Source organism: Acidithiobacillus ferrooxidans ATCC 23270, assembly GCF_000021485.1.
GTDB lineage: Bacteria > Pseudomonadota > Gammaproteobacteria > Acidithiobacillales > Acidithiobacillaceae > Acidithiobacillus > Acidithiobacillus ferrooxidans.
In genome coordinates, this window is record NC_011761.1 from 2,678,694 (window position 1) to 2,704,928 (window position 26,235).

Here is a 26,235-nt window from a genome sequence, read left to right on the forward strand (position 1 = left end):
TTAGCGCCCCTCCAGACGGGCGAGGAGCCCCTGCCCCAGCACATTCATCGCGACAATCGCCAGAAAAATGGCCACGCCGGGAAAAACAATCAGCCACCAGGGGCCGATAATCACTAGTTGTAATCCGTCATTGAGCAATCCCCCCCAGGAGGCGTGGGGCGGTTGTATCCCCAATCCCAAAAAGGACAAACCGGAAAGGGCCAGGATCAGATCCGCCACCATAAACGTGGCATTGACGATCAGAATCGGCAGCATGGACCGCAGCAAATGGGTGCGGGCGATATAAAAAGTGCTGGCCCCAAACTGGCGGGCAGCCAGGACATAGTCACGTTCCTTGTAGGCCAGCGCCTCATTGCGCACGATCCGCGCCAAACCCGGCCAGGACAGACAACCCAGCACCAGGATCAGGCTCAGGGCATTGAGGGGAATGATGGCCGCGAAAAAAATCATCAACACGATACCTGGCAGGGCGAGCAGCGCATCCAGTAAGCGCATCAGCACCTTGTCCAGCCAACGCGGGCTCATGGCGGCAATCATGCCGTAAATAATCCCCAATGAAATGGCTATCAGCGCACCTAACAGCCCTACTTCCAAAGTGGCCTGCCCACCATCCATCATCCGCGCCAGCATGTTCCGGCCCAGATTGTCCGTGCCAAAAGGAAATTGCCAGGAAGGCGCCAGTAATAAATGATTGGCATGGATGGCGAGGGGACTGGCCGGATACAGTATCGGACCAAGCCAGGAAAATAACATCAAAAAAACAAATAAACCCAGTCCGGTCCAGGTCATGGGATGACCGTATTGTCCTACCCAATGCCGTAGGGAATCGGTCCAGAGCCGGGTAAACATGCCGGGAATGGGTCGCGCCACCAGGCTGTTGTTGACATTCATATCGGTCGGACTACTACTCATAGCGCACCCTTACATCCAATATGCTGTTGGTGAGATCGGCTGCCAGATTGCCGAGTATGGTCAACACCCCGATGAGCAGGACAATGGCGGACAGCGTGGGGTAATCCTGCTCCAGAGCGGAGCGCCACAATAACCAGCCCAGTCCGGGATAGTTGAACACACTCTCGGTCAGGATCCCGCCGACAAAAATTCCGGGGATCATCATGCCGATGACCGTGACCAGAGGCCGAATGGCGTTGCGCAGAACATGATTAAGGGCGACACGCAGTGGCGGCACACCACGAGCTCGGGCAGTGCGCACATAATCCAGGCGATATTCACTCCGTGCCTGATGCCCGAAATAGCGGGACAAACCGGCGGTCAGGGGCAAGGCGATGGTAATGGCCGGCAGTACCATATGATGGAAATAACTGCCGATGTTCAGCGCGCCACCCGCACTCTGCTCACCGCCAATGCCACCGGGCGGAAACCAGCTGACATAAATGGCAAAAAACAGGATCAGCATGACGCCAATGAAAAAAGTCGGAATAGAATACACAATAATTTGACCGGCGCCGATGAGAACGCCGGGCGTACGTTCTGCCCAGTACCCTTGGAACATGCCGATGAGTACCGAAAAAAGAACGGCGATGACGGTGGCCAGCACGTAAAGAATAATGGAATTCGCCAGATAGGAGCCCATCAAGGACGCAACCGGCGCATGTTGGGTGAAGGAATAGCCCAGATTGCCTTCAAAAAGATGTTCCCACCAGATGCCGTACTGCTGCCAGATCGGATGATCCAGACCCATTTGTTTATTGAGCGCAGCTACGGCTTCCGGTGTTGCATGCATACCCAGAATACTGTATGCGGGCCCACCGGGTGTGGCATGAATCAACAAAAACACGATGGTAACCAATAAAAACAAGGATAAAACCGATGTCCCCAAACGATTGAGAATCATGCGTCGCATCATCACCAATTACTCCTGAACCGTGCTCTAGGTAAATAGAAGCTGTTATTTATCATGGCTAACCCATAAAAACTGTGGATAAAAACCACCTCCCGGAGTGATGGCATGGCTAACACCATGAATGTTTTTAGCAGCCATCACAAACAATTGCATGTTAGGAAGAACAATAACTGGCTGCTGCTTTGTAAAATAGTTTTGGAATTTATACAAGGCATCAAGCCCCGGTGTGATTCTTATTTTATCCATCATTACATCCATTTTTTTGTTGCAGTAATGGTAACTGTTCTGAACGCCACCACACTTGAAAATGGAACCACCCGTAGGATATGCAGTTTGCGACCAGGCGAGATAAACCGCCTGCCAGTTTTTGCTATGTGGATCGATCATTTTTTCGTAAAGCTCATTAAATGGCATTTCCCGCATACGCACCAAAATACCGACTTTGGCAAACATGGTTGCCAACAAGGTTGGCCCCCTGATCATGGATGGCGGAATATACAAAGTAAACATCATCTTATGACCATCTTTTACACGAATACCGTCGGATCCGCGATGCCAACCCGCTTCGTTCAGCAATTTATCTGCCAGCGCCGGATCATAAGCGCCTTGTTTGAGTAAGGTCTTGGCCTCCGGCGACAAATATACTGGAGGATTTCCCGGCACCAGCCCATAAGCACGGGCACCATGACCAAAACCCATCACCTTGATCATCAAATTCTGATTGATGGCATGCATCATGGCCTGGCGCACCAACACGCTCTTCACAAATGCAATTTTTGGATTGGAAAAATTAAACCCCAGGTAATTGAACCCCCAATTGGGTCCACTGATTGTCAATCGGTCATCCGTCAGTTGTTTACGTGCCGGATACAGGGGAGGCGGCAAATTACCCAACTGAATCGTACCGCTCTTCAAGGCGAAAAACACACTGGCATTAGAATTGAGAAAACGGAATATCAAGCGGCTGATATGCGGCTTGTCAGGACCGCTGTACGCGGGATTCGGGACCATACTGGCATAGCGTCCGGCATGAAAGCTTTCCAGTCGGAAAGGCCCGTCTACCACCGAATAAAACTGTGGATTGGTCATATTATCATTCATCTGTTTGACGGTGTAATGCTGCCAGCTATGAGCAGGATAGGGATAAAAATCACTCAATCCAGACAGTTCAAACCAGGTGGGATTTACTGATCGCGTTGTAACCACATGAAATGCATACGGTCCCAGCACCTTGAATGACTGGATATCGCCAGGAAACCCGCCACTATCCCAACCGGGCCACAAGGGCCCCAACTTCATCAGCATGTGATACGTATAAGCCACGTCTGCCGTAGTCACAGGAATTCCATCAGACCACTTCCAGTGGCGGGATAAATAAACCGTATAGCTACGATCCTTTTGACCTACAACGATTTTTTTGGCAATGCTCAACTTAAAGTTGATCTTGAAATCACGGTTGACCCAGAGCAGAGGTTGATACATCAAACTTTCCGCCTCTGAATCATACGCTGATGAGGTCAGCAAAGGGTTGAAACCATTCATGGCGGAAGGTGGAGCCAACCCCACTCCTGGCACCGTCACAACGGTTCCACCATTCTGAATTTTGGGGCTGTCCGCCCCATGGGCGACAGCCCCGGCTCCGATCAAACTGGATACGATCAACGCCGCCTTCAACCTCGTCCAGTTCACGCCGACTCCTCCAGCACCAATGCCTGGTGATCACTCTCCAGAGCCAGAGCAGTGATTTTGCGCAACTCAGGAAAAGTCTCAGGTGAAACAATGAAATGGTTCAACACCAAAGACTTGTTCTCCGTAAAAACACCGTTTTTGAACGCAAAAGAAACCTTATAGTCGCCGACCGAAGTCTTTAGTCTCTCATTATCGGGCAGGTACAAGGGGCGATATTCTTCGGGAATCTTGATTTTCAGTGTGAAATGGAGGTTGACCGGAGTGGTCAGACTCGGCGTGCTGCGCTGCATACTGCTCGCAAAAGGAACCAGTGCTGCAGAAATATGATGCATTTCCGGCAAGGAAACCGAGAATACCTTGCCTGGCACAAACTCCCCTGCTCTGTTTAAGTTCAGACGAATCCCGAACGGTTTTTCCAGGTCATGACGATTCAGGAAAGAAACCGCATTCACGTCACCCACTCCGCCTTGTGCATAAAAAGCATCACGAATCACTTTCAGCAGGCGCCGACCCTTGAGTCCGGATATTGCCGAACGTTCTTCCTGAGCCATATAGCCCGAAGCCATTACTTCTTCAGAGCCAGAGAGTTCCGAGCCCTTCAACGTGAACTCATCTGTCTGAGATAAAAGCGGCATTCCAACATCCGGAGGCGGCGTCATGGTCATTTCTGGATGATTACCGGTAATCAGTACCGGCCGCCCGGCATCCTGAACAGGCAGCCCATCGGCTGCAACATAGCGATAAGCCAAGTCCATAAATCGTTGCTTTTGGGGCAGATAAATCAGAAAATGATCGAAGGCAAAGGGATCCACACCCGGATACTCCTTGAAACGGGCGCTCTGTGAAATCATGGCAGGCACAGCCGCTATCCCCAAGGAGTGCAACATGGCACACATCAGCGCTACTTTGGCATTGCTGTCGCCTACGCCGCGCTGCAACGTCTCCTCTGCAGGAAGAGGTTTAAAGCCCGCCGTTTCATAATTCACCGACACTCCGTGGATATTTTGCTGAATCCAATGGTAGATATTCGTGATGGCCTGCTCGCCGTCATGCCCTTCCGCAATTTTTAAAGCAGTCTTATGAATAGTCGGTGTCACCTCGGTGGAAGACGCGGCAAGCTGATTATAGGCATCCGCCAATGCCTTCCAGCTATCCGCCGTAGATAACACCGCCACCCCTGCATATTGAGAAGGTGCAGGGGTTCCCAACGGGGGGACCGCCACATGAGTCATAGCACCGCGGAATTCAGATGCTCCCGACTGCCAGCCATTTCCTGACCTGCCTTCATAGACTTTCAAGTGCTCGTTTCCAGCATGATCCATAGCGATGATGGCCTTGTTAACCAGCATACTCGGATCAAGTACTGCACTGAGAGCATAAATCCCTGGCAAATAGGGATGTGCGTACGTCAGATCATATTGGATGTGGATAGTATCTCCAGGGGAGACCGCCGGGAAAATGATACTTTCATTCACGCCATCACTCAAAAACGGTGCGGCAATAGCACTATGAGTGGATTGTTTAAAGATCTCGGAGGCTACCACCGTATGGCGTGTCCCATCAGGATCTTCCGTATACGCCTTGATGACTTTCAGTTTTGCAAAATTGCCGGGATAGGCGATATTCACCTGGGACAGATTTTGTACTCCGGTGGCATTGAGCGGTTCCACCACGCGCACCACCTGCATGGTGTAGCTACCGTTTCTGTGAATGATCAACGAATTGTGGGCCAACAAAACACGGTAATTGACCTGTGACGGCAGGTTATTCGCTGCGTGGGCGTGGTTGACGGCAAAGAAGCTACAGAAGACGGCTAGTGCAATACCGACTTTAATCATTATATGCGTTCCTCTCTTTTTTGCGGGCGAAAATCAGCTGGCTTTTCTGAGCGGACAGATCTGCCAAAAGTAATGCGCGCAAAGCGGGATATTGTTCTGGATTATAAACCACGCGATTCAGCTTCAGATGGTAATGCACCAGAAGCATATCATGATGATATTGAATTTTATAAGAAAAACTACCTCCCGCATTCCGAATATCCTGATTGGGAGGTAAGAATACCGCCTCGTAACTCGAAGGAATATGTATTTTAGTCGTCCAGATCAGGCCGCCCAGATAAGTCTCTACGCTATGCCTGCGCGCGTTCGGCCCGGCAACTTCCGCCAGATAGGCAATGGGGTTGGGCGCAGCCGACAAGCCGGGCACCAGGAAAGGCCCTGGCGGAACAGGAAAACTCAGATGCCGACCGACCTTCGCAAAATCCGGCGTGGACCATTTCGCGTCAACCTTGAACGGCTTATCCAAAATAGTAGGATCACCAGGGAAGAAGGTACCACTGCCTCCCCCACTCGGAGCAAGAAGCATACTCATTACAGTGGCGTAGTGTGATGGCGGAACGGAAGCAAAAATCTCACGGTACGCCCACGCCCACCATCCTTTGCTGGTCATTTCCCCAGACCCTCTCAAAGTACCATTGCTATGCAGACGGAGGTTGGCCGTGTATACAAACTGATTTTGTTCCGGCTCAGCACCAGGGGTCATCACAATTCGTGGATGAGGTCCGGTCACCACCGTAGGTTTATCCCTCTCTCCGACGGCCAGTTGTCCCGGCGTTTCATATTGACCGGTGCTATCCAGAAACATATGTCTTTTAGGAGCATAATCAATAGCATGGTTAAACCAGAAAGGAGTCGGTAACGGCGGGAGATTGTACACATTGTTCCAATTCATCATGACTGGATATAGCTTGAATCCCTTGGCATTGAACAGGGCTTGTAACAATGTGGAATGCGCCTTGCAGTCTCCGTAACCGGTTTCCAGGGTTTTATTCGCAGCGATAGGCACAAAGCCTCCCACGCCCAGCTCCAGCCCCACATAACGGATGTTTGCAGAATCCCAAGAAAACAAGGCCTTCTGTGAGGTCCAACCGGTGCGTTTTCCAGAAGCCATATCCGCCACTTTCCGCACCAAAGGGGTCACTTTTGCCATTTTGTTCGCTCTGGCCCAATAGGCAGTACCCACCGCCGCCCAAGTTGGGAAACTGGTTACTTCAAAGATCGGGCTGAACTGACGTTCCCCCACCGTCTCCATGCCGGAATATTCTGCATGATGGATCGCCATGCGCGCGTGGATTATTTCCGTACCGCCTTCTATGGAATGACGAATCTCCCAACCACCACGCTGTGCTGCCCGAAGATGCATGGAAACCGGGGCTTCTATTTTTATGGTTTCATCTCGAACAGACCGGCTCTGGGGAATTTCCCAATAATTCGAATACGCATTGGGAAAATACGGTTTAAAAAAATGCTTTTCCGTAACAATATGCAGTACATCACCGACAGCGATCTTGGGCGGAACAATGCCTAGCACTTTGGAATGACTATACATCGGTGCGCCCTGTGCCACTGGAATCGGCCGCACAAATATATCGGCCGCGGGGATAAGGATTTGCTTTCCAGATGGAGTTGCCACCCATGCTTTGACCACCTTAAGGCTTGAAAGCGATGAAGAATAAGTCTCGCTGTAGGGGTTAATCTTGCTTTCACCCTTGAGGTTACGTAGCAGGATGCTTTGGCTGACCTGATCCGTGTAAGTTCCATTTGCGGCTACCTTAACCACCGCATGGTAAGACAATTGACGGGTCATGGCGCCGCTGGCGGCTGTATCAACCGGGACAAAACCTACAGGACTTGCCTCTGCAACAAGTCCGCTAGCGCTCAGCAGCAAGCCAAAAACACCTGAGATAACACCTTTTCGTAAACGATACCTATGCATTTAGGTTAGCAGCCTCTCAACATTGTCATGCGGGCGCCTTCATCGGCTTCGGATGAAAGCATTTTCCGGCAAACCTGGCACCAACTTTTGCCACCATCAGAGCAAGGACAACGGAAGCAATTTTTCTGCCACGGCGCCTCCTGAACTGACTGACATGTCTCCATGCCCAAACGCATAGTGTTTTCAACAGGATATATTTCTGATGCCGAAATCTGGCAGAACATCAGGGCCTAGGCGATAAAGCTTTGCGCTGGCAACGCCTGCCACATTCTGCCCCACTTTCACTGAATGCACCACGCCAGTGCAGCCCATTGCGATTATTCGATCATCCAGCCGATCCTCGAAGACGAGAAATAACTACCTTTCATTCAACAAGATGGATAGATCTCTCGGAAGAACGCCCGATATGAAACTGTCGACTTCGGCAACAGATGGTTTCAGGTACAAATCTTACTTCCCAGATTCTCAATAGATCACCATGAAGTCGAATTAGCATTTACTAATCAACGAACCAGAATAATCAATGATGGTTTTCCAGAATATCGCCACGGTTTGGTAGCAACAGATGCACCAAAATGGAAATCAAACCGATGGTGATGCACCAATAATGAGCAACAACATTGCTTGGCGACGCCATGACAGCAACATTAACAGCGGCCATGGGAAAAACAACATTCGCGAATAAATGATAACTTTCTCATTATTTTTCCGGTAGTTATTGTAACTTGGCCAGCAGACACCATCAGCAACGCCACGCAACTCTCCTGGCTTTCGTCGTATTGGCACAACAGTTGCTACTGTTGGCCCGATTGGAATTCTCTTGGCAAGGTGAAACAACCAATCGCGCTAGAACGTTCCCAAGAGAGACACTTGTACGTAATATAGTTTTATCGGAGATGAAATAATGCCTTCAAAGCCCAGCAATCCTCCCGTCACGGTGACACATGCAGACCATCGTGTGCCCAAGGTCAGCAGATTATTGTTTACGGCCATCCTGTTCGCTCTTTATCCGGCCCTCGACGCTGTTGCTTATGCATCTACCGCAAACAATTCTGACGTATCCAAAAGCACCCCCACTGAAAAAGTCGTCAAACTGCGGGAAATAAAAAAGAAATACGAGAAGATATTGGTCGGTGAGCGCAATATCGCCTCCGCCATGTCCGTCATTGGTCCCGACCAGATCAAACATTCCAGTTCGGCGGAAAGCATATACAGCCTTTTGAAACAAACCCCTTCGGTCAATGAATACCAACAGAATATTGGTCCGGGTACACCAGTGATGACCGTACGTGGGGTGCGCATGAGTCAACTTGCCCAAACCCTGGACGGGATTCCCATGACAGACCTGTTGTCTGGTGGACAAGGTGCTTATCTGAGCAATAATATCGGCACGGTCATCAGTAATGGACAGATATCTGGGATTCATGTATATCCCGGTGTTGCTCCTCCTGATCGTGGAGGCTTTGCGACTGTAGGAGGAACCGTTTCCTATACCACCAAAACCCCACCGAAGAAACGCTACGCCGACATATTCACCAAGGTGGGATCGTTTTCAACGGATACCTATGGTTTTGACGCCAGTTCCGGGAAAATTCCCGGCACGGATGGTCTTCGCGTGTATACCCGCTTGAGCCAGACCCAGACCGACGGCTACATTCAAAATACGCCCGCCCGTTATACGGATTTTCTGTTTACCGCTATCAAGCCTTATGACTACGGCCTCTCCAAAGTTACTGGTACAGTCATTTATAATACCGCACATGGCTATATGATTAGCGCTCCCAATGCAGTGGCGCAATTAGATAAGTACGGAATTTTTTATAACTATCCCTTGTCAGAAGCGAGTACTTTGCAGAGGAACCAGTACCTGACTGCGATATTAGGTGACAGCACCTATATCAATAGTCACCTGGTCATTGGCGCCAAGGCGTTTTATATTCACAAACATAGCTATTTGGCTGGCTATTTGGCGCCAAATTTGATTAGCGAGTCATATCCATATCAGGTGAATTTTAATAATCCTTATTCAGGATATGGGCCACTACCCCCAACTGCCGCGAGCCCTGGTGTCATTCCTCATACATATGATCCTGTGGCCATGTTTGGCAGTTATCCTGCCGGTGAAGCGGCGCAAATCAATATCAGTGGGAACACCACAATTGGCATAGCGCCAAAAGTAAACATCTTTATTCCACACAACGATATCACCATAGGCGGCCTGGTGGCTCAGGAAACTGCGGGTCCGGGAGGAGGTAACTATTTTTATGGAACATTGGATATGCCTAAAATTTATGGATATAATTCCTACGGGAACCCGTCAAGTCCAACCAATAACAAACAACAGCGAACCATTTATAGCGGGTACCTGTCAGACAAAATAAATCTGCTCAATAATAAGCTGCATATTGAACCCGGTGTAACTATAACCGGCGTAAGTACCAGCAACTACGTTCCCGTCAACCAGTATGGAACACCACCACAAGCCTATACTCTTTCTAATTATGATAAAGAGGTGCTCCCCTATTTAGGTCTATCCTATGATGTCACGAACAAGGTCATCGCTTATGCCAGTTATGGCAAGGGTGCTCGCTTTGCCCCGGTAGCTGACTATATTTTGGGTCCATCCGGAAGTACAACTCTTGCTCCTGGACCTGAAACCGTCAATGCGTATGAAACAGGACTGCGATATGTAGGCAAGCATCTTTATCTGAATTTCGATGGTTTTTTGCAAAATATGCACGGAATGTTCTCCTTTTATACAAACTACCTTACTGGTTACTCGCAGTACGCCAACATCGGCGAAGAGCAGATGAAAGGTCTGGAGTTTTCCGGCAAGTATGAGCTCAATCCCGAGTGGACGATTTCCGGTCATGTCTCCTATACAAACGCTCAATACATGAATAGTTTTTCCGCCACTGTAACGCCATTTGAAGGACAGTATGGTTATGTTTTTGCGGGGAATCCATTAGCGTCTGTTCCTAATTGGCTTGCGGGATTACGTCTGGGTTATCACAATCATAACTTCCATGCCGCTCTGATGGAGAGTTACACCGGGCCCCAGGTTACCACTTACGACTTACCACCGACAGAGTCCAATCCACTGCTGCAGGATGCGACCACGCCCAATCCCGGAGTAAAGCTCGCCCCTTACTTCCTGACGAACCTCCAGGCCAGTTACAGGGTTCCTATTCATCAGGATCATTTGTCCTCCATAACCGTCAGCCTGAATATCGATAACCTTTTGGATAATCACTACTATCTGCATTACTACCAGGCCTATAAAGAGTACGCCTTTGCCGGTGTTGGCAATCCTTACGCGGAAGCTTACCCCGGCATGCCCCGCTTTATTGAAGTTGGTCTGTCCGGACGCTTTTCCTAACATAAGTTGTTAGTGCACCATATTCATGGACCCGGGCGATTGCCCGGGTTACATTTCAGAATACCCGATGATGAGATTTTTTTGAATTCCAGCAATATAGAAATATTCATACAAACTCTGGTGACCCTGCTTGTTCTGATGGATCCCATCGGCATTGTTCCTATATTTGTGTCACTTACCAGGGAGCAAAGCACTGATCAACAAAAGACGACCGCAAAGTACATTTCTATTGTCGTCGCTTTGGTGCTTATTATTAGCACGTTATTTGGCAATGATATTCTTCGCTATTTTTATATTGGCATTGCCGAATTCAACGTCAGCGGCGGGCTATTGCTTTTACTCATGTCCATCCAAATGTTGACTACCGATAATATCAGCACCACTTTTGGGCAAGGCCAAGCCAGCGCTTACCACGGCGGGCGACTGGTAACACCGCTAGGCATCCCTTTTCTGGCTGGACCAGGAGCTATTGGCACTGTCATTATTTATGGACAACACGCCCACACCATCTTGAGTTACGGGCTTATACTGATTGACGTGCTTATCGCTTCCTTTGCCGCTTACATCGCCATGCACAATGCGCATCATATTTCCCGGTTTTTTGGTGAAATAGGCATTGAAATCATTACTAAAGTTGCCGGCCTCATTCTGGGCGCAATAGCTGTTCGTTTTATCTGTCAGGGTCTGATCCGTTTATTGCCTGGCCTTAACTAACTGCGAGATCAATAACATATGGATGTATCCATCATTGGCGCCAATGGCAGCACCGGGAAGCACATCGCCAGCCGGATTTTGCTGGAGCGCCTTCTGTTGCCTACAGATCGCCTGCAATTGGTAGGAAGACGCGACGGCAGCAGCGGCAATGCGCTGTATGGATTTCGCCAGGATCTCAAAGACGCTTTCGCCGAGCACTGTCCTATTATTGATATCGCCCTGCAGCCCGAAGAGGTCGTCGCCGATATCATTGTCATGGCTGCCGGGAAAACTATCCAAGCGCATAGCGATCCGGGTAAAGCTCCACCCAGCCGCGATGAATTAGCCATATACAACCAGCAGATTGCCATACCGTACGCAGATGCGTTGGTGCAATATGGTCATGGCCACGAGGTGGTGATTGTGGTGACCAATCCCGTCGAGTTGATTGTGGAAATCTTTTCCCAGCGTTATGACCGGCATAGGATCGTCGGAATGGGTGCTTATCAGGACAGCCTGCGCTTTCGTCGGGAAGTGGCGCGTTCCATCAACGTATCCCGGGAAGCGGTACGCGCCATGGTGCTTGGCGAACACGGTGACGGGATTGTGCCACTCTGGAGCAGCGTCACCATACAGGGTTTTTCGGACAACGAAACGGCGCGCGCCATTAGCAACGTTCGCAGCAGCACCAGCAGTCGCGAATTTCCCGGAACCCTGATTCGGATGCGTAATGAGATTATCAAGATCGCACAACGTGGCGACATAGCCGAAGCTTTCCGGCGTTTTGATACGCTACCCCCCGATGTCAGAATCATGGTAGGACCATTTTTGACGTTGTTTGCTGGCGCCAAGACCGACATAGCAACGGCGAATGCCACCGTGGATCTATTCAAATGCATGTTGAGTGGCAAAGATACGGTGATTGCCGCTCAAGTGTCGCTCGTCAACGAGTTCCTGCAGGTAAGAGGTCCGATTGGGGCCCCGGTGGTCATCAGTCCCAAAGGATGGGATGCCGTTTACCCCATGACACTATCTGATGGGGAACAGCAACTTTTCCTACAGTCGGCTCAGTCCATACAGGAGAAAGTAAACCGATGGATCGTCTAGAAAGTGATGCTTTACCTGAGCAGATCATCACGCTGACAGTAAGAGATGAACCCGGGACACTGTTTCTGATTTCCTCCATATTCTCCAATCGGGGTATTTCCATGCGCAGTATTCAACTCCGTGAAGAGCCTGTGCTGTGTAATGGCATACTCTGTACTCAGTTGGTCATACGCTTCTTCGGTGAGGAAGGTCGCAAAAAAGTCATCCAACGCTTACTTTCAAGACTCGACTGTGTGTTGGAATCCAGAGAGTCTGGATGATTCACAGACATTCATATGGTGTCATGGTTCGTAACTGTTAATATATCAAACAAAATAATAGAGGTGATTTAGTGGGTGACTCTACCCCTCCTGAGGTTCCTGATAAGCCGTCCCGCTGGAGCTATCAGGGTCAATCAAAAAGTTTTCGTTATGCCATTATCAGTGCGTTGGCCGTGGAAATTTCTCTGGTGGCTGGTCTCATCTTGATTACGCATGATCATCCAACACCTAAGAAAACTCCCGAGGTGATCAGCGTAAAAATTGTTCACCTACCGCCACCGCCACCACCACCGCCACCGCCTAAGGTGAAACCGGTGCCGCATCCACCCAAACCGGTAAAAATACCGGTTCCAGTGGTGCATCGTCCTGCACCATTGCCGGTAAAGCCTCCGACGCCTCCGCCACCCCCTAAACAAGTGGTGAAGACGCCACCTCCGCCGGTTAAAACACCTCCACCTCCACCAACACCCGCTCCGGTATATAGCGGAGTCGGAGCTTATGGTTCAGGTGCCAGATCGCAGGTGCGAAACCATGTTCATGTCTCAGCCATTATTAAACGACTGGGTTTGCAAGGTACTGTGGTTGTCAGCTTCCAATTAGGCCCAGCAGGTGGGAAAGCGAAAGACGTGCATGTGGTGGGTGGTTCACATAATCCCCTGCTTCGCAAGGCTGCTCTGGCTGCCGTGTCCAACAGCACGTTTCCGGCATTTACCAGTCACATGCCCCCTCACACTTTATCGTTCACGGTGCCAATAGATATTTCGTGAACTCAATTAATATCGCCATCAAGAGGAACTTGATTTCATGTCATTCCAATATATCATTCATCTCGCCAACTACTCGGATGGCGTGCTTTATGTCTTAGCCCTCCTGTTTCTGATTGAACTGGCGGTCATTTTTGATCGTGCGTGGTTCATGCGCTCGGCCTTACGCAAGGGTAAGACCATCATTCATAAACTCTCAGAGGTGGGCAAACTGACCAGTGAACAACTGGAAGAATTGATGCAAGAGGCAAAAGGTCAACCCGAAGAGCAAATCATCACTGCAGCATATCGTCACATGGATCTGGTTCACCATTATGGCAGTGCCCGTGGAGAAGCCTTTGATAATCGGCTTGACGAAGCTATTTTCCTGACAACGCCTTTCCTGGACAAGCGTTTGTGGATTCTTGATACTACGGTGACTTTGGCGCCTCTTTTAGGGCTGTTCGGAACGATTCTCGGTATGTTCCACGCTTTTTCCATTTTGGCGACCCCAGGGCATGCACCTACTCAGGTTACGGGTGGTGTGGCGGATGCCCTCATTGCTACCGCATCCGGTTTGTTTATTGCCATGGTTGGTCTGATTACTTTCAATGCATTTAACAACGCCATTGATAAAACTATACAACAGCTCGAATCGATCAAGTTGCTGCTGATCAATCGTCTGGACGGGGCACCCAACAAGATTTGATTCTCATTTCAAAGATACTCAGGAGCGCATTATGATTCCGCGTCGAAGAAGCAGCAAAAAGGGTCGCGTCGAAATCATTCCGATGATTGACGTAATGTTATTCTTGCTTGTTTTTTTTATTATGATCACTTTGCAAATGATCACCGATAAAGGCATCAAACTGCAACTGCCCACTTCCAGCACGGCCAAAGAACTGCCTCATCCGCATTTCGTCATCAATATCGAAAAATCCGGCAAGGTCATTGTCAAAGGCAAACAAATGACCCTGGACGAGTTACAGGGTTTTCTCAGTGCCGACGGTGATGTGGAACATACACAAGTGACTATCGCAGCAGATAAAGTGGTTCCATTCCAACAATTCGTGCATGTTATGGACACCTGTCAAAAAGCCGGAGTCACTCAAATTGGTATAGCCACCAAGGCGACCTGACGAAGCATGTCCATGATTGAAAGGAATCACCCATGATTGAAGCCTACCAGGCGGATTACCAAAACGCAGATCATCGTCTATCCATTCTCGAGCTCATTGATTTATATGCAAGAGACAAAATGGGCCAGGGGAGCCCCCTCCGCCGAGAGGTTTGTGAAAGGCTGGTAGATGACCTCATGCGTCGTCCGTGGATTCGTATTTATTTTGCCGCAAATAAGCAAGAAATGATTGGCATTGCTGTTTGTATGGAAGGGTTTTCCACTTTTAACAGCGCGCCACTGGCGAATATTCACGACGTTTACGTCAAGCCAGGCTTTCGCAGACAGGGGGTTGCCCATAAACTCTTTGCCTTTATTGAGCACCATGCACGTGGGATGGGCTTCTGTAAACTGACTCTGGAAGTGCTGGAGGGCAACCTTCCTGCCCAGGAAACTTATCGCAAAATGGGTTTTGAGCCATATACTATCAACGATGATGCAGGTGTGGCACAGTTCTGGCAGAAGCATCTGACCTGAAACCGCTCGAGGACTTGTCATAAACGCCTTCCATGCCCCGGAATCGAAACCTATGATGAAAATTCCCATGAATCCGTCGTTAGGTACATTGCAGGCTTATCCTTTTGCACGACTATGGCAATACCTACCGGGAACGCGCCGCCGGGCAGGGAGCTGATGGATTTTTTTCATCGGTGAGGCGATTACCGCACATCCGGTTGCGGTAAAGACAGTAGTCACCATTGCTCTCCGCACAGATCCGTACGAGAGGAATTATCACATACGGCCCCAACCTCAGGTCATGACGCGAAGACCTTTGCGATTTGAACAGGAATACAGCCTCACGCTGGCAGCCTTGGCGGCGAACCACGAAGCGGATTTACGGGCGGAGTTCTTGCGCGAGCCGAGCCTCCGCGCAAAAGGGCGGCAGGCACTGCCCCCAAAAAATAATAGAGGATCGTGACGGCCATCGAAGGGGCTGATAAACTTCGCCACTATGGATAATGCGAACAACAATCTCCGTGTTCTCATGGAAATGCGCCCTGCCCTGGATGGCTTTTATGGTATCCCGCAGGAAACCCGCCTGCTTTATGGGGTGCTTTCCACCTTGCCGGATTTGGAGCTATCCGGCCTGCTCCAGATGTCCAAACGCAGCGTGCGCGGCGGGGTGTATGGCCGTGTGTCGCTTTCCGAGGCAGAGCGGGTGCATCGCTTTGCGCGGGTGGTGGTATCCCTCAAGGGCCGCAGCGCATTGGACTGGAAAAGCGATGTCGCCGAGTGGCTCGATAACTACTGGCAGACCTGGCGCTTGCGCTGGGGTGCCTGGACCGGGCTGGGGCGGATTCCCTTAGGGCACTTTGAGACCCGGCATTTCCGCGATTTCGTCTGGCAGGAGCTTTATGGCCGGAGCCTGCCCGCTGCCGATCGTGAACAGGTATTGCAAAGCGATTACCGGGTTTGTGCCTATCCGTGGCGGCGCATGCATCTGGTGGGTATCGAGCGGGCGCAGGTCTTGTCCCATTCCCGCTATCCGGTGCTGGATACGCGGGGGCTGGATGTTTTCGTGGCGCAGACGCCTTTCCCTGGACGGGTAAGCGCGGGCACGACGCTGGTGGTGCATTACCACGATGCCATCCCGGTGCTCATGCCCCATACCATCTCCGACCGCGCCTTTCATCAAAGCAGTCATTTTCAGGCCATGGCCGCCAATGTGCGCTCCGGCGCGCACTTCGTTTGCGTGTCCGACGCCACCCGGCGCGATCTGCTGAGTCTCTTCCCCGAGGCGGAGGCGCGGGCCCACACCATCCACAATATGCTGCCCGCCCACTACTATCCCGCAGAGCCTGAGCCCGAGCGGATACCCGACATCGTCCGCCGTCATTTGCATGGCGAGTATGAGGGGAAGGTGCGGGGTACGGTGAAGGATAAGACCAGAATCTATCCGCTGGCCCGCGTCTTCAATAACGAAGAGGAGAAAACCGCCTTTTATGCCCGTGCCCTGGGGCCGGGAACGCGCTTCGTGCTCATGGTCTCCACCATCGAGCCGCGCAAAAACCACGCCCGTCTGCTGGCCGCATGGGAAGCCTTGCGCGGTACGCTGGATCCGGAGCTGAAGCTGATTCTGGTGGGGCATATCGGCTGGGATTACCAGACTGCGCTGGAGGACTTCCTGCCGTGGATCGAGCAGGGTAGCCTCTTCCTGCTGCATGGTATCCCCGCCGACGCCCTGCGTCTGCTCTACCGGCAGGCGGTGGTGACCGTCTGTCCCAGCGTGGGGGAAGGCTTTGATTTCTCCGGCGCGGAGGCCATGCGCTGCGGCGGTGTGGTAGCCGCCTCCGACATTCCGGTGCATCGCGAGGTCTATGGCGAAGCGGCCCGATACTTCGACCCTTACGATACCGCCAGCCTGGCAGGAACCCTGCGTCAGATCATCTACAGTCCCGACGCCGATGCCCTGCAAGGCCAACTCCGCGCCAGTGGCGCCGTCCAAAGCGCCCGCTACCTGCCCGAACGCATCCTGCCCCGGTGGGAAGCGTTTTTGCGGGGAGCGAAACAGGGACAGACCTCATAATCCGCGTCTATCGGACCTTACCATGCAAATCACACATTCCTGCCTGTTTGCAGCGATTGTTGGGTTTGCGCCATAAGCATGGCGCTGACTTGGCCAGCGGCTTCCTGTATTCTTGATAAACTGGTTGAATGGACAAAGTTCCCGGGGCTGAGTCATGCAGATTGTGTATCCAATGGATGGACTGGCCATCTCTCTGAATTTGAAAACTTCGTGAACCGCCTATGAGAAACCAAAAAATTGCCGTCATCGGCTACGCCTCACGCTTGCCGCAAACGTCTGACGCCACTTTCTGGGAGGACTTGCTGGCGAGGCGGGATCTGGTGACTCGGGTCGCAGAGGACCGCTGGGCCACGGCGAATCTGGAGCATCCCCAGCGCACCCATCCGGGGACTTCGGTGACTTTCGCGGCGGGTTCGCTGGGGGACGTAGCGGGCTTCGACGCGGGGTTTTTTCGCATTTCGCCGCGCGAGGCGGCGGCCATGGATCCGCAGCAGCGCCTGTTGCTGGAGATGAGTTGGGAAGCCTTTGCCCATGCCGGAATCGCGCCTTCCTCTTTGCGCGGGAGTCGTTGCGGCGTCTTTATGGGTTTGGCCAGTACCGACTACGCGTATAGGTTGGCCGATGATCTGGCGGCTATCGGGTCTAACTCGGCTACGGGTTCGACGGCGAGTATTGCCGCAAACCGGCTGTCTTACTTTTATGATCTGCGGGGGCCGAGTCTGGTGGTGGATACGGCCTGCTCATCGGCGCTGGTAGCCTTTCATCAGGCCTGCCAGTCGCTGCTGCGCGGTGAGAGCGAGTTGGCGCTGACCGGAGCCATCAGCCTGCATCTGCATCCTTATGGCTTTCTGATTTTTTCCAGGGCATCCATGCTCTCGGCGAGCGGCCGCTGCCGACCCTTTGACGCTGCGGCCGATGGCTATGCGCGTGCGGAAGGCGGCGGGGTCTTCGTGCTCAAGGGCTATGATAAGGCCCTGCGCGATGGCGACCGGATCCTGGCGGTGGTGACCCATACCGCCATCAACACCGATGGCCACAAAGGCGGACTGACGATTCCCAACGTCGACGCCCAGGCCCAGCTTTTGGAAGAGGCCTATGCTGCGGCGGGTATCCACCCTGAGGCGATCGACTACGTTGAGGCCCATGGTACGGGAACCACGGTGGGCGATCCCATCGAGGTGGCGGCCATTGGACGGGCGCTGGGCCGCCATCGCGACCCTCGGCACCCGCTGCCCGTTGGTTCGGTAAAGAGCAATCTGGGCCACCTGGAGACCGCTTCCGGCGTGCCCAGCCTGATCAAGGCCATTCATTGCCTGCAGAAACGCCGGGTGCCCGCCACCATCGGCGTGGAGCGTCTCAACCCACGGCTGGAATTGACGGAAAACCGCCTGGAGGTGGTGACGGAGAACCTCGCCCTGAAAGGGGAGGGACGGCTGGTGATCGGCGTGAATTCGTTCGGTTTTGGCGGCGCCAATGCCCATGTGATCCTCGAAAGCGCTGAGTCGGTACAGGCGGAAGAAGACACTCCTGCGCCCGACGCCCCCCGCCCCCTACCCCTGGTACTGACGGCGGCGACCCCTGCGGCGCTCCAGCAGGTGGCGGGGGATCTGGCCCGGGTTTTGGCGGCGCAACCGGAGACCTCCTGGTACGCCACGCTGTATCAGGCCACTTTTCGCCGGGACTGGCTGCGTCACCGAGCGATTTTTTGGCACGAGGGCCACCATGGCCTTGTGGACCATCTGGCTGCCTTCGCCGCCCATGACGACAAAAGCGGGGGGATCGTCATGGACACCGCCCTGGCAGATCCCCAGGGTCCGGTTTTTGCGTATTCCGGAAACGGCTGCCAATGGTTCGGCATGGGTCGTTCGTTGCTGTCCGAGCCGATATTCCGACAGGCCATCGAAGAGATCGATGCCTTTTTCTTCCCTCTGGCGGGGTATCGTCTCGTCGATGATCTGGCGGGGTCTTTGGGCGAGGATCGCTATGCCCTGACCGGGCATGCCCAGCCGGCCCTTTTTGCCCTGCAGGTCGGCATCACCCAAATGCTGCGCTCCTGGGAGGTGCGGCCGGTGGCGGTAACTGGTCATAGCGTGGGAGAAGTGGCGGCGGCATGGGCCTGTGGCGCCTTGGACCTGGAGGATGCGGTTCGGGTGATTTTCCATCGCAGCCGTTTGCAGGAGCAGAGCCGGGGGCAGGGGCAGATGACGGCGGTGGCTTTGGCTGCCGACGCGACGCGGAAGCTGCTGCGGGAATGGGATCTGGCGGAAGTGTTGCACATTGCGGCCTGGAACAGCCCGCGCGGCGCTACCGTCGTCGGCCCCACGGTGGCCTTGAGCGAGATGGAGGCTCGCCTGCGCGCGCAAGGGACTGCGTGTAAGCGTCTGGACATCGAGTATCCCTTTCATAGTCCCGTGATGGAAAATGTCCGGGAAGAACTTTTCGGTGCTTTGTCCGGATTGCGACCGGGCAGGGCCCATATCCCTTTCTACTCTTCGGTCAGCGGTGCCAGCCTACCGGGGGAAACCCTCACCGCGGACTATTGGTGGGCCAACATCCGCGACCCCATCCGTTTTCAACAGGCCACGGAACAGATGCTGGCCGGCGGCTTCAATGTCTTTGTAGAGCTGGGAGGGCATCCGGTTCTGCGCGGCTATCTACAGGATGGCTTGACCCAGGGCGAACGGGAGGGGCGTATCATCGCCACGTTGCGGCGCGGCGATGATCATCCGCAACGGATTTTGGCGGCGGTCCAACAGGTATTCATTACCGGGGTTCCGGTGGAATGGCCACGTTTTTACCCCAAGCCTGGTCCTTTTGTGGATTTGCCTCATTATCCATGGGAGCGGGAACGCTACTGGCACCCGGTCACCGCAGAATCTGCCGGGACGCTCTATCGATACCCGGTGCATCCCCTCCTGGGGCATCCCGTGCCCCAGCATGACCATGAGTGGGAGCAAGACATCGATACGGCCCGCTTGCCTTTTCTGGCGGATCATCGGGTTGGGGAGGGTGTGATTTTCCCTGGCGCGGGTTATGTGGAGCTGTTTCTTGCGGCGGCCCGTCAGCGGGGCGATGAAAGCGCGCTCCTGGTGCTGGAAGATTTGGAGATATGGGCGCCTCTATCGTTGAACGAGGAAAGTGGCAAGGTTTTGCGGGTGACTTTGGATGCGGCCAGTGGCGAGGTCCAGGCCCTCTCCCGCGACCGCCTCGCCCAGGACTGGACGCTGCACGCCAAGGCCCGCATCGTTGCGGAGCGGACGGATCTGCGCCTGCGTCGGCCGGCCATGGAGAGGCCCGAGGGCGCACCGGACTTTGATGGAGAACAACACTATCGCCTCGCGGAATCCGTTGGGCTTCTCTACGGGCCGAACTTCCGGACGGTGACCCAAGGCTGGGTCCGTGGTGATGCGGTGTGGGCGGCGATGGCCTTGCCCTCGGACATCGCCGCCTTCGAGTCCGGCTTTCACCTGCATCCGGCGCTCCTGGACGGCGCTTTTCAGCTTGTCATCGACCTCTTGCGCGACAATATCGTCGACCATCCGGGAGTGGCGTTCGTACCCATTCGCATGGGCAGGATCACGCTACGGCAACCGCTGACCCAAGTGGCCTGGGCCGGCGCGCGATTGCTCCGCCGTTCGCCCCAATCCATCCTGGCGGAATTCACCCTGATGGATGCCGCGGGAACGGTGGTCGCGCTGTGCGAAGGGGTACGCATGCGGCAGGTGAAGTTGCTGCGTACTCCGGATGAGCCATTGAGACTCATCGGCACGGAACTCGTCGCCATGCCGCGCCGGGAAGCGCTGCAAAAGGCACCCCCCTTGCCCGTCGCGGCGCTGGCGGAGGCATTGCAGGCGGCTCTGGGGAGGGGGGACGTTCAGCATGCCCTGGGCCGCTATCGGGACGAATATGCACCCCTTCTGGACGCGCTGCTCCAGGCATTTCTGCGCGAGAGCTGGGGCGAGGCCGTAGCAGAGACCATGCCTGCATTTGCTGACGAAGAGCCCATTTCCGCCGGGCAGATTTGGGTGACCTTGATTCGGGACTATCCGGAATTCTCTGCCCTCACCCTACAGGTGGGGCGCGCGGGCATGGCGCTTGCCGCCTCTTCCGCGAACGATGGGGACGATGATCGCGCGGCTGCACCGCCCCTGGATCCCGACCTTTGGGTCAGGACTATCCTGCAAACCATCGATGGCCCCATCCACGCGGCAGTCACGCGTTTTATGCAGGAACGATGCGCCCAACTAGCCCCCTCCTCCCGCCTGGGGATCATGGAGATCAACGCCCATGGGCCTGATTGGATAGTGCAGGTGGCGGAGGCCCTTTCCGGGGAAAATCGCTGCGACCTGTACTACGCGGGTCCCGGCGCAGAGATTCTGGAGTCCCAGGCGGAGATGGCCCGCGAGGCCCAATGGCAATCCCTGGCCATTCCCGCGGCGGGCACCTTATCCGCGCCAGACCCACGGCCCACCGTGCATTTCGCCTGGATGCAGGTGGACGGGGATGCGGATACCACCGCACAAATGATCCATATGGCCCAGGACTGCCTTGCGCCCCAGGGGTTGCTGTTTTTGTTGGGCGTGCATCCTGAGCCCTGGATGTCGGCCCTGGCGGAGTGTCGGGATGCCGACGCCGGACAGTCTCTGACCGAAGCCCAACTGCAGGCGAATTTGCAGCAGATGGGCTTCGTGGACGCTCGATCATTGGACCAGGATAATGCGCTGCGCACGGGTCCCTACCTGCTTCTCGCCAGGAAAAGTGAGGATGCCCTTCCGACTGCCCAGACCGAGCCGGGCGGCAAGGGCCGGTGGCTATTGGTGGGGGACAAGGCGTGCGGCGATGACCACCAGTCCCCCTGGATGGCGGCGTTGAAATGGGGATTTGCCCAGCAAGGCTTCAGAACGATCACGCTGGAGGCGGCGAGCGTGCAGGAACTGGAAGATTCCCTGCGCGTTCTGTTCAGGGAAGAGGTGGGTGCTTGGGAGGGTGTCCTGTATTTCCCCGGACTCTTTCCGGCCCCGGACGAGATGTCCGTGGGCCGCTTGCTGGGGGAGCAATGCCAGAGTCTGCGCACCCTCAGCCAGTGGGCCTTGGGCCAGGAGGAGCCACCCCCGGTATGGGTGCTCACCCGTCATGGCCTATCGACACTGTACCCTTCTCCCCTGCCGCCCGCCATGACGGATGGGATGGTGCAACCCCTCCACGGAGCGGGCCTCACCGGCTTTGCGCGAACCCTGCAAAACGAACTGCCGGAGCTCGCCCTGCGCGTGCTGGACCTGACCGAGAGCGGGCCCACCCCCCCATTGCTGGAACATCTCGTGCGGGAATGCGTCTGTCCCGATAGCGAGACGGAAATCGTTCTGGACGGACATGGGGGCAGGTACGCACCGCGGGTGCGGGAGAAACCCGCCCTGGAGATCACGACCAGAGCGCCTCGGCAACTGCGTTTTGCCGCGCCGGGGCAGTTACGCAATCTTCATTGGGCACGTTTTAACCCTCCGGACCTGGCGGAAGACGATGTGGAGGTGCTGGTCGGCGCCACGGGCTTGAATTTTCGGGACGTGATGTACGCCTTGGGGATGCTGTCGGATGAAGCCTTGGAAAACGGCTTTTCAGGGCCGGGCCTGGGACTGGAGTTCGCCGGGACGGTCGGTCGAGTGGGAAAAGGAGTCTCCCATGTAGCGCCGGGCGATAGAGTGGTGGGCTTTGCTCCCGCCAGCTTCGCCACCCATGTGGTCACCAAGGGCTATGCGGTCACGCGGCTGCCCGAGCATCTGGGTGTGGAGGCCGCGGCCACGATCCCGACGGCCTTTCTCACCGCCTGGTATGCCTTGATGGAACTGGCTCGCTTGCAGCCGGGGGAGCGGGTCTTGGTCCATGGCGGCGCGGGTGGCGTGGGTATCGCTGCGATTCAGATGGCCCAGTGGCGGGGCGCCGAAGTATATGCCACGGTGGGCTCGCCCGAGAAGCGGGATTTTCTACGCCTCTTGGGGGTGAGCCATCTGTACCATTCCCGGTCTTACGACTTTGCCGAGGAGATCTGGCGAGACACGAACCAGGAAGGAGTAGACGTGGTGCTCAATAGTCTCTCCGGTGAGGCCATTCGCCGCAATCTGCAGATATTGCGTCCCTTCGGGCGATTTCTGGAACTGGGCAAACGCGACTTCTACGAAAACACGGCCATGGCTTTGCGCCCTTTCCGCAATAACCTCAGTTACTTCGGGATCGACGCGGATCAGTTGATGCAGCTACGCCCCACGCTGACCCAGGAAATGTTTGGCCGGGTCATGGAGCGTTTTGCCGCTGGGGATTTTTTTCCGCTGCCCTATACCTGCTTTCCGGCCCGCTCGGTCGTCCCGGCCTTCCGTCATATGCAGCAGGCACGCCAGATCGGCAAGATCGTGGTGACCATGGAGGAGCCCCTGCTCCCTGTGGTGAATGATAACCGCCTCCGTGGCGAACCGCTGCAGCTTGCCGCGGATGGGGTCTATCTGGTGACCGGGGGGCTTTCCGGTTTTGGTCTGGAAACGGCACGACGCCTGGCGGAGCGCGGCGCCCGCAAGCTCGTGCTGATCTCGCGATCCGGCCGGATGGATGGGCATGCCCAGGAGGCGATGACCCTCATGCGCTCATGGGGCGTGGAGATCCTGGCGTTGCGCTGCGATGTCACCGATCCCACCCAGTTGGCCGATCTTTTTGCGCGCATAGCGCTGGAATTGGGTTCATTGCGGGGGGTCATCCATGCCGCGGCAGTCATCGACGACGCGTTGGCGCAGAACCTCAGCGAGGAACAAATCCAGCGGGTCTTGGCCCCCAAGGTACAGGGCGCGCTCCATCTGCACCACCTCACCCAAACCCTACCCCTGGATTTTTTCGTGCTCTATTCTTCGGTGACGACGATTCTGGGGAACCCAGGGCAGGCCCATTACGTGGCCGCGAACACCTGGATGGAAGCCCTGGCCCGGCAGCGGCGCGCCCAGGGTTTGCCGGCCACCGCCATATTATGGGGCGCCATTGGCGATGTGGGTTTTTTGGCGCGCAACAACAAGACCAAGGAGGCCCTGCAGCAACGTCTGGGCAGCGCCCCCATGTCGTCGCGGGCGGCCCTGGATTGGCTCGAGGAGATCCTGGCCAGGGACGTGAGCGGCGATGCGGTGGTGGATTGGGATTGGCGTGCGATTCGCCGTTTTCTGCCCATCGCGCAGTCCCCCAAGTTCTCCCCGTGGAATCTGGACATGGGTCATGACGAGTCGGCGGATTCCACCGACGAGGATCTGTGCGGATACCTGCTCTCTCTGCCGGATGACGAGGCGGTCTCCGCCATCACGGATCTCCTCCGTCGGGAAGTCGCGGAGATTTTGCGCCTGCCCATGGAAAAGATCGAAGCTGCCCAGAGCCTGTCCCAAATCGGTCTGGACTCCCTCATGGGCGTGGAACTGGCCTTGGCGCTGGAACAGCGCCTGGGCGTCAAGCTCCCCTCCCTGCTGCTCGCCGAAGGACCAACGCCGGCCAGACTCGCCGATCGCGTGCTTCAGGAGTTGCGCAAGAGACAAGGCTCAGGTGAAGATCCGCAGGTCGCGGCGATGGACGAGGAAGATGTGCGCCGACTGGCGGGGCTGCACGGCGTCGAGGCCCAGGCACCAGCCCTGGATGGATGGGTCATGAATGGGGAGGGGCGCTGAGATGGGGCAGGGGGCCAGGGGGTTGACGGCACAGATCAAGGATCGGCTGATCCAGAAAACTTTGGAGAGGCGCCTGACGCAGTTGGAGCAAACGCCGGTACGTACTGTCGTGGAGAGCGGTATTCCGGAACGGTTTTACCGCTGGGATCTGCACCCGGGCTACCAGCAGGTGCGCCTGCTGCAGGAAGGTGCTGCGCGTTTCGGTGTAGAAAACCCGTTTTTCAAGGTGCATGAGGGCACCGCTTCGGCCCACAGCCGGATAGTGGAAAAAACCGTGGTCAATTACGCCAGTTACAATTACCTGGGTCTGTCTGGGCATCCGCTGGTCAACGCCGCGGCTAAGGAGGCCATCGACCGTTATGGAACTTCCGTGTCCGCGAGCCGCATTGTCTCTGGAGAGCGGCCCTTGCACGCGCAGTTGGAGCGGGCCATTGCCCAGGCCTATGGCGTAGACGACGCCATTGTGATGGTGAGCGGGCATGCCACCAATGTCACCAGCATCGGTTATCTTTTTGGGCCGAACGATCTCGTTCTTCATGATGAATACGCCCATAACAGCATTATCCAGGGCATCAGCCTGGCGGGTGCCAAGCGCCTGTGCTTTCCCCATAACGATCTGGAGGCCTTGGAGCAGATCCTGACGCAACAGCGTCGTCAGGCGGAGCGCGTCCTGGTCGTTGTCGAGGGTATCTACAGCATGGATGGGGATTACCCCGACCTGCCCCGGTTTATCGAGATCAAGCATCGGCATCGGGCCTTGCTGATGGTCGACGAGGCCCATTCCTTCGGCGTGTTGGGCCGCCACGGGATGGGGATCCGTGAGCACTTTGACCTGGACCCGAAGGACGTCGATATCTGGATGGGCACCCTCAGCAAGGCGCTGGCGGCCTGTGGCGGCTATATTGCGGGGGCATCGGCCCTCGTCGAAAACCTGCGTTATCTGGCCCCCGGATTTTTGTATAGCGTCGGTATGGCGCCACCCGTGGCGGCGGCCGCCTTGTCGGCCTTGCAGGTGCTTCAGGCGGAACCACAAAGGGTGAGCACCTTGCAGCAGCGAAGCCGGTATTTTTTGGAGAAGGCACGCGGCGTTGGCCTGCAAACAGGCGCCAGCACCGGCAACGCCATTGTGCCGGTCATAACCGGCAGTTCCCTGCGCGCGGTGCGCCTTTCCAATTGGCTGCTGGAGCGAGGGATTCATGTGCAGCCCATCCTGTATCCAGCCGTCCCGGAGCGGCAGGCACGCCTGCGCTTTTTTCTGAGTTCCGAGCATACGCTGGAAGATATTGATGAGACGATGACGATTCTGGCCGAAGACTTGCGTGCCTGACCCGATTGCCGAA

At 55.0% G+C, this 26,235-nt stretch carries 17 protein-coding genes; 11 read left to right on the forward strand and 6 right to left on the reverse strand.

What is annotated here, in order from left to right:
• From AFE_RS13720 to AFE_RS16430, 6 genes are all read right to left on the reverse strand, one after another.
• Entirely contained in the window at positions 1-912 is a 912-nt protein-coding gene (locus AFE_RS13720) for an ABC transporter permease (protein WP_012537527.1), read from the reverse strand.
• Positions 905-1,867: an ABC transporter permease gene (locus AFE_RS13725; RefSeq protein ID WP_012537528.1), complete on the reverse strand. Its 963-nt coding sequence runs from the start codon at positions 1,865-1,867 to the stop codon at positions 905-907. The genes AFE_RS13720 and AFE_RS13725 overlap by 8 nt, the downstream gene beginning before the upstream one ends.
• 42 nt (positions 1,868-1,909) lie before the next feature.
• Positions 1,910-3,553 carry a peptide ABC transporter substrate-binding protein gene (locus AFE_RS13730; RefSeq protein ID WP_012537529.1) on the reverse strand — a complete coding sequence of 548 codons (1,644 nt, stop codon included), beginning with the start codon at positions 3,551-3,553 and terminating at the stop codon, positions 1,910-1,912.
• Positions 3,550-5,391: a DUF3857 domain-containing transglutaminase family protein gene (locus tag AFE_RS13735; RefSeq protein WP_012537530.1), complete on the reverse strand. Its 1,842-nt coding sequence runs from the start codon at positions 5,389-5,391 to the stop codon at positions 3,550-3,552. Before AFE_RS13735 ends, AFE_RS13730 begins: the two co-directional genes overlap by 4 nt.
• Positions 5,384-7,327, reverse strand: coding sequence for a DUF3857 domain-containing protein (locus AFE_RS13740; protein WP_012537531.1), 1,944 nt, complete (start codon positions 7,325-7,327; stop codon positions 5,384-5,386). Before AFE_RS13740 ends, AFE_RS13735 begins: the two co-directional genes overlap by 8 nt.
• A gap of 520 nt (positions 7,328-7,847) precedes the next feature.
• Positions 7,848-7,988 carry a hypothetical protein gene (locus AFE_RS16430; protein WP_012607599.1) on the reverse strand — a complete coding sequence of 47 codons (141 nt, stop codon included), beginning with the start codon at positions 7,986-7,988 and terminating at the stop codon, positions 7,848-7,850.
• Between the two features lie 243 nt (positions 7,989-8,231).
• On the opposite strand from AFE_RS16430, the gene AFE_RS13745 reads away from it, so the two are divergent.
• The 11 genes from AFE_RS13745 to AFE_RS13790 all read left to right on the forward strand — a co-directional run bounded on the left by AFE_RS13745 (position 8,232) and on the right by AFE_RS13790 (position 26,222).
• Positions 8,232-10,706 (forward strand): TonB-dependent receptor, encoded by a 2,475-nt coding sequence (locus AFE_RS13745; RefSeq protein WP_012537532.1) that lies wholly within the window; start codon positions 8,232-8,234, stop codon positions 10,704-10,706.
• 81 nt (positions 10,707-10,787) lie between these two features.
• Positions 10,788-11,420 carry a MarC family protein gene (locus AFE_RS13750; protein ID WP_012607602.1) on the forward strand — a complete coding sequence of 211 codons (633 nt, stop codon included), beginning with the start codon at positions 10,788-10,790 and terminating at the stop codon, positions 11,418-11,420.
• Positions 11,421-11,438: 18 nt separating this feature from the next.
• Complete coding sequence (locus tag AFE_RS13755; RefSeq protein ID WP_012537534.1) at positions 11,439-12,506, forward strand: malate dehydrogenase; 1,068 nt, start codon at positions 11,439-11,441, stop codon at positions 12,504-12,506.
• Positions 12,494-12,766 (forward strand): ACT domain-containing protein, encoded by a 273-nt coding sequence (locus AFE_RS13760; RefSeq protein WP_012537535.1) that lies wholly within the window; start codon positions 12,494-12,496, stop codon positions 12,764-12,766. Before AFE_RS13755 ends, AFE_RS13760 begins: the two co-directional genes overlap by 13 nt.
• Positions 12,767-12,837: 71 nt before the next feature.
• Positions 12,838-13,533, forward strand: a complete 696-nt coding sequence (locus AFE_RS15865; protein WP_012537536.1) for an energy transducer TonB — start codon at positions 12,838-12,840, stop codon at positions 13,531-13,533.
• A gap of 37 nt (positions 13,534-13,570) precedes the next feature.
• Positions 13,571-14,218, forward strand: a complete 648-nt coding sequence (locus AFE_RS13765) for a MotA/TolQ/ExbB proton channel family protein (RefSeq protein WP_009569278.1) — start codon at positions 13,571-13,573, stop codon at positions 14,216-14,218.
• Between the two features lie 31 nt (positions 14,219-14,249).
• Positions 14,250-14,648 carry an ExbD/TolR family protein gene (locus tag AFE_RS13770; RefSeq protein WP_012537537.1) on the forward strand — a complete coding sequence of 133 codons (399 nt, stop codon included), beginning with the start codon at positions 14,250-14,252 and terminating at the stop codon, positions 14,646-14,648.
• Between the two features lie 32 nt (positions 14,649-14,680).
• Complete coding sequence (locus AFE_RS13775) at positions 14,681-15,163, forward strand: GNAT family N-acetyltransferase (RefSeq protein ID WP_009568478.1); 483 nt, start codon at positions 14,681-14,683, stop codon at positions 15,161-15,163.
• 475 nt (positions 15,164-15,638) lie between these two features.
• The gene (locus AFE_RS13780) at positions 15,639-17,213 is read left to right on the forward strand and encodes a glycosyltransferase family 4 protein (RefSeq protein WP_012537538.1); all 1,575 of its coding nucleotides are present in this window, start codon (positions 15,639-15,641) and stop codon (positions 17,211-17,213) included.
• Between the two features lie 221 nt (positions 17,214-17,434).
• Complete coding sequence (locus AFE_RS13785; RefSeq protein ID WP_012537539.1) at positions 17,435-24,895, forward strand: type I polyketide synthase; 7,461 nt, start codon at positions 17,435-17,437, stop codon at positions 24,893-24,895.
• Positions 24,879-26,222: an aminotransferase class I/II-fold pyridoxal phosphate-dependent enzyme gene (locus AFE_RS13790; RefSeq protein ID WP_226833941.1), complete on the forward strand. Its 1,344-nt coding sequence runs from the start codon at positions 24,879-24,881 to the stop codon at positions 26,220-26,222. The genes AFE_RS13785 and AFE_RS13790 overlap by 17 nt, the downstream gene beginning before the upstream one ends.
• Positions 26,223-26,235: the final 13 nt, after the last annotated feature.

Coding starts and splice junctions, on each gene's coding strand:
- AFE_RS13720 (WP_012537527.1), bottom strand. CDS start 912: ATGAGTAGTAGTCCGACCGATATGAATGTCAACAACAGCCTGGTGGCG.
- AFE_RS13725 (WP_012537528.1), bottom strand. CDS start 1,867: ATGATGCGACGCATGATTCTCAATCGTTTGGGGACATCGGTTTTATCC.
- AFE_RS13735 (WP_012537530.1), bottom strand. CDS start 5,391: ATGATTAAAGTCGGTATTGCACTAGCCGTCTTCTGTAGCTTCTTTGCC.
- AFE_RS13740 (WP_012537531.1), bottom strand. CDS start 7,327: ATGCATAGGTATCGTTTACGAAAAGGTGTTATCTCAGGTGTTTTTGGC.
- AFE_RS16430 (WP_012607599.1), bottom strand. CDS start 7,988: ATGGCCGCTGTTAATGTTGCTGTCATGGCGTCGCCAAGCAATGTTGTT.
- AFE_RS13745 (WP_012537532.1), top strand. CDS start 8,232: ATGCCTTCAAAGCCCAGCAATCCTCCCGTCACGGTGACACATGCAGAC.
- AFE_RS13755 (WP_012537534.1), top strand. CDS start 11,439: ATGGATGTATCCATCATTGGCGCCAATGGCAGCACCGGGAAGCACATC.
- AFE_RS13760 (WP_012537535.1), top strand. CDS start 12,494: ATGGATCGTCTAGAAAGTGATGCTTTACCTGAGCAGATCATCACGCTG.
- AFE_RS13765 (WP_009569278.1), top strand. CDS start 13,571: ATGTCATTCCAATATATCATTCATCTCGCCAACTACTCGGATGGCGTG.
- AFE_RS13770 (WP_012537537.1), top strand. CDS start 14,250: ATGATTCCGCGTCGAAGAAGCAGCAAAAAGGGTCGCGTCGAAATCATT.
- AFE_RS13775 (WP_009568478.1), top strand. CDS start 14,681: ATGATTGAAGCCTACCAGGCGGATTACCAAAACGCAGATCATCGTCTA.
- AFE_RS13780 (WP_012537538.1), top strand. CDS start 15,639: ATGGATAATGCGAACAACAATCTCCGTGTTCTCATGGAAATGCGCCCT.
- AFE_RS13785 (WP_012537539.1), top strand. CDS start 17,435: ATGAGAAACCAAAAAATTGCCGTCATCGGCTACGCCTCACGCTTGCCG.
- AFE_RS13790 (WP_226833941.1), top strand. CDS start 24,879: ATGGGGAGGGGCGCTGAGATGGGGCAGGGGGCCAGGGGGTTGACGGCA.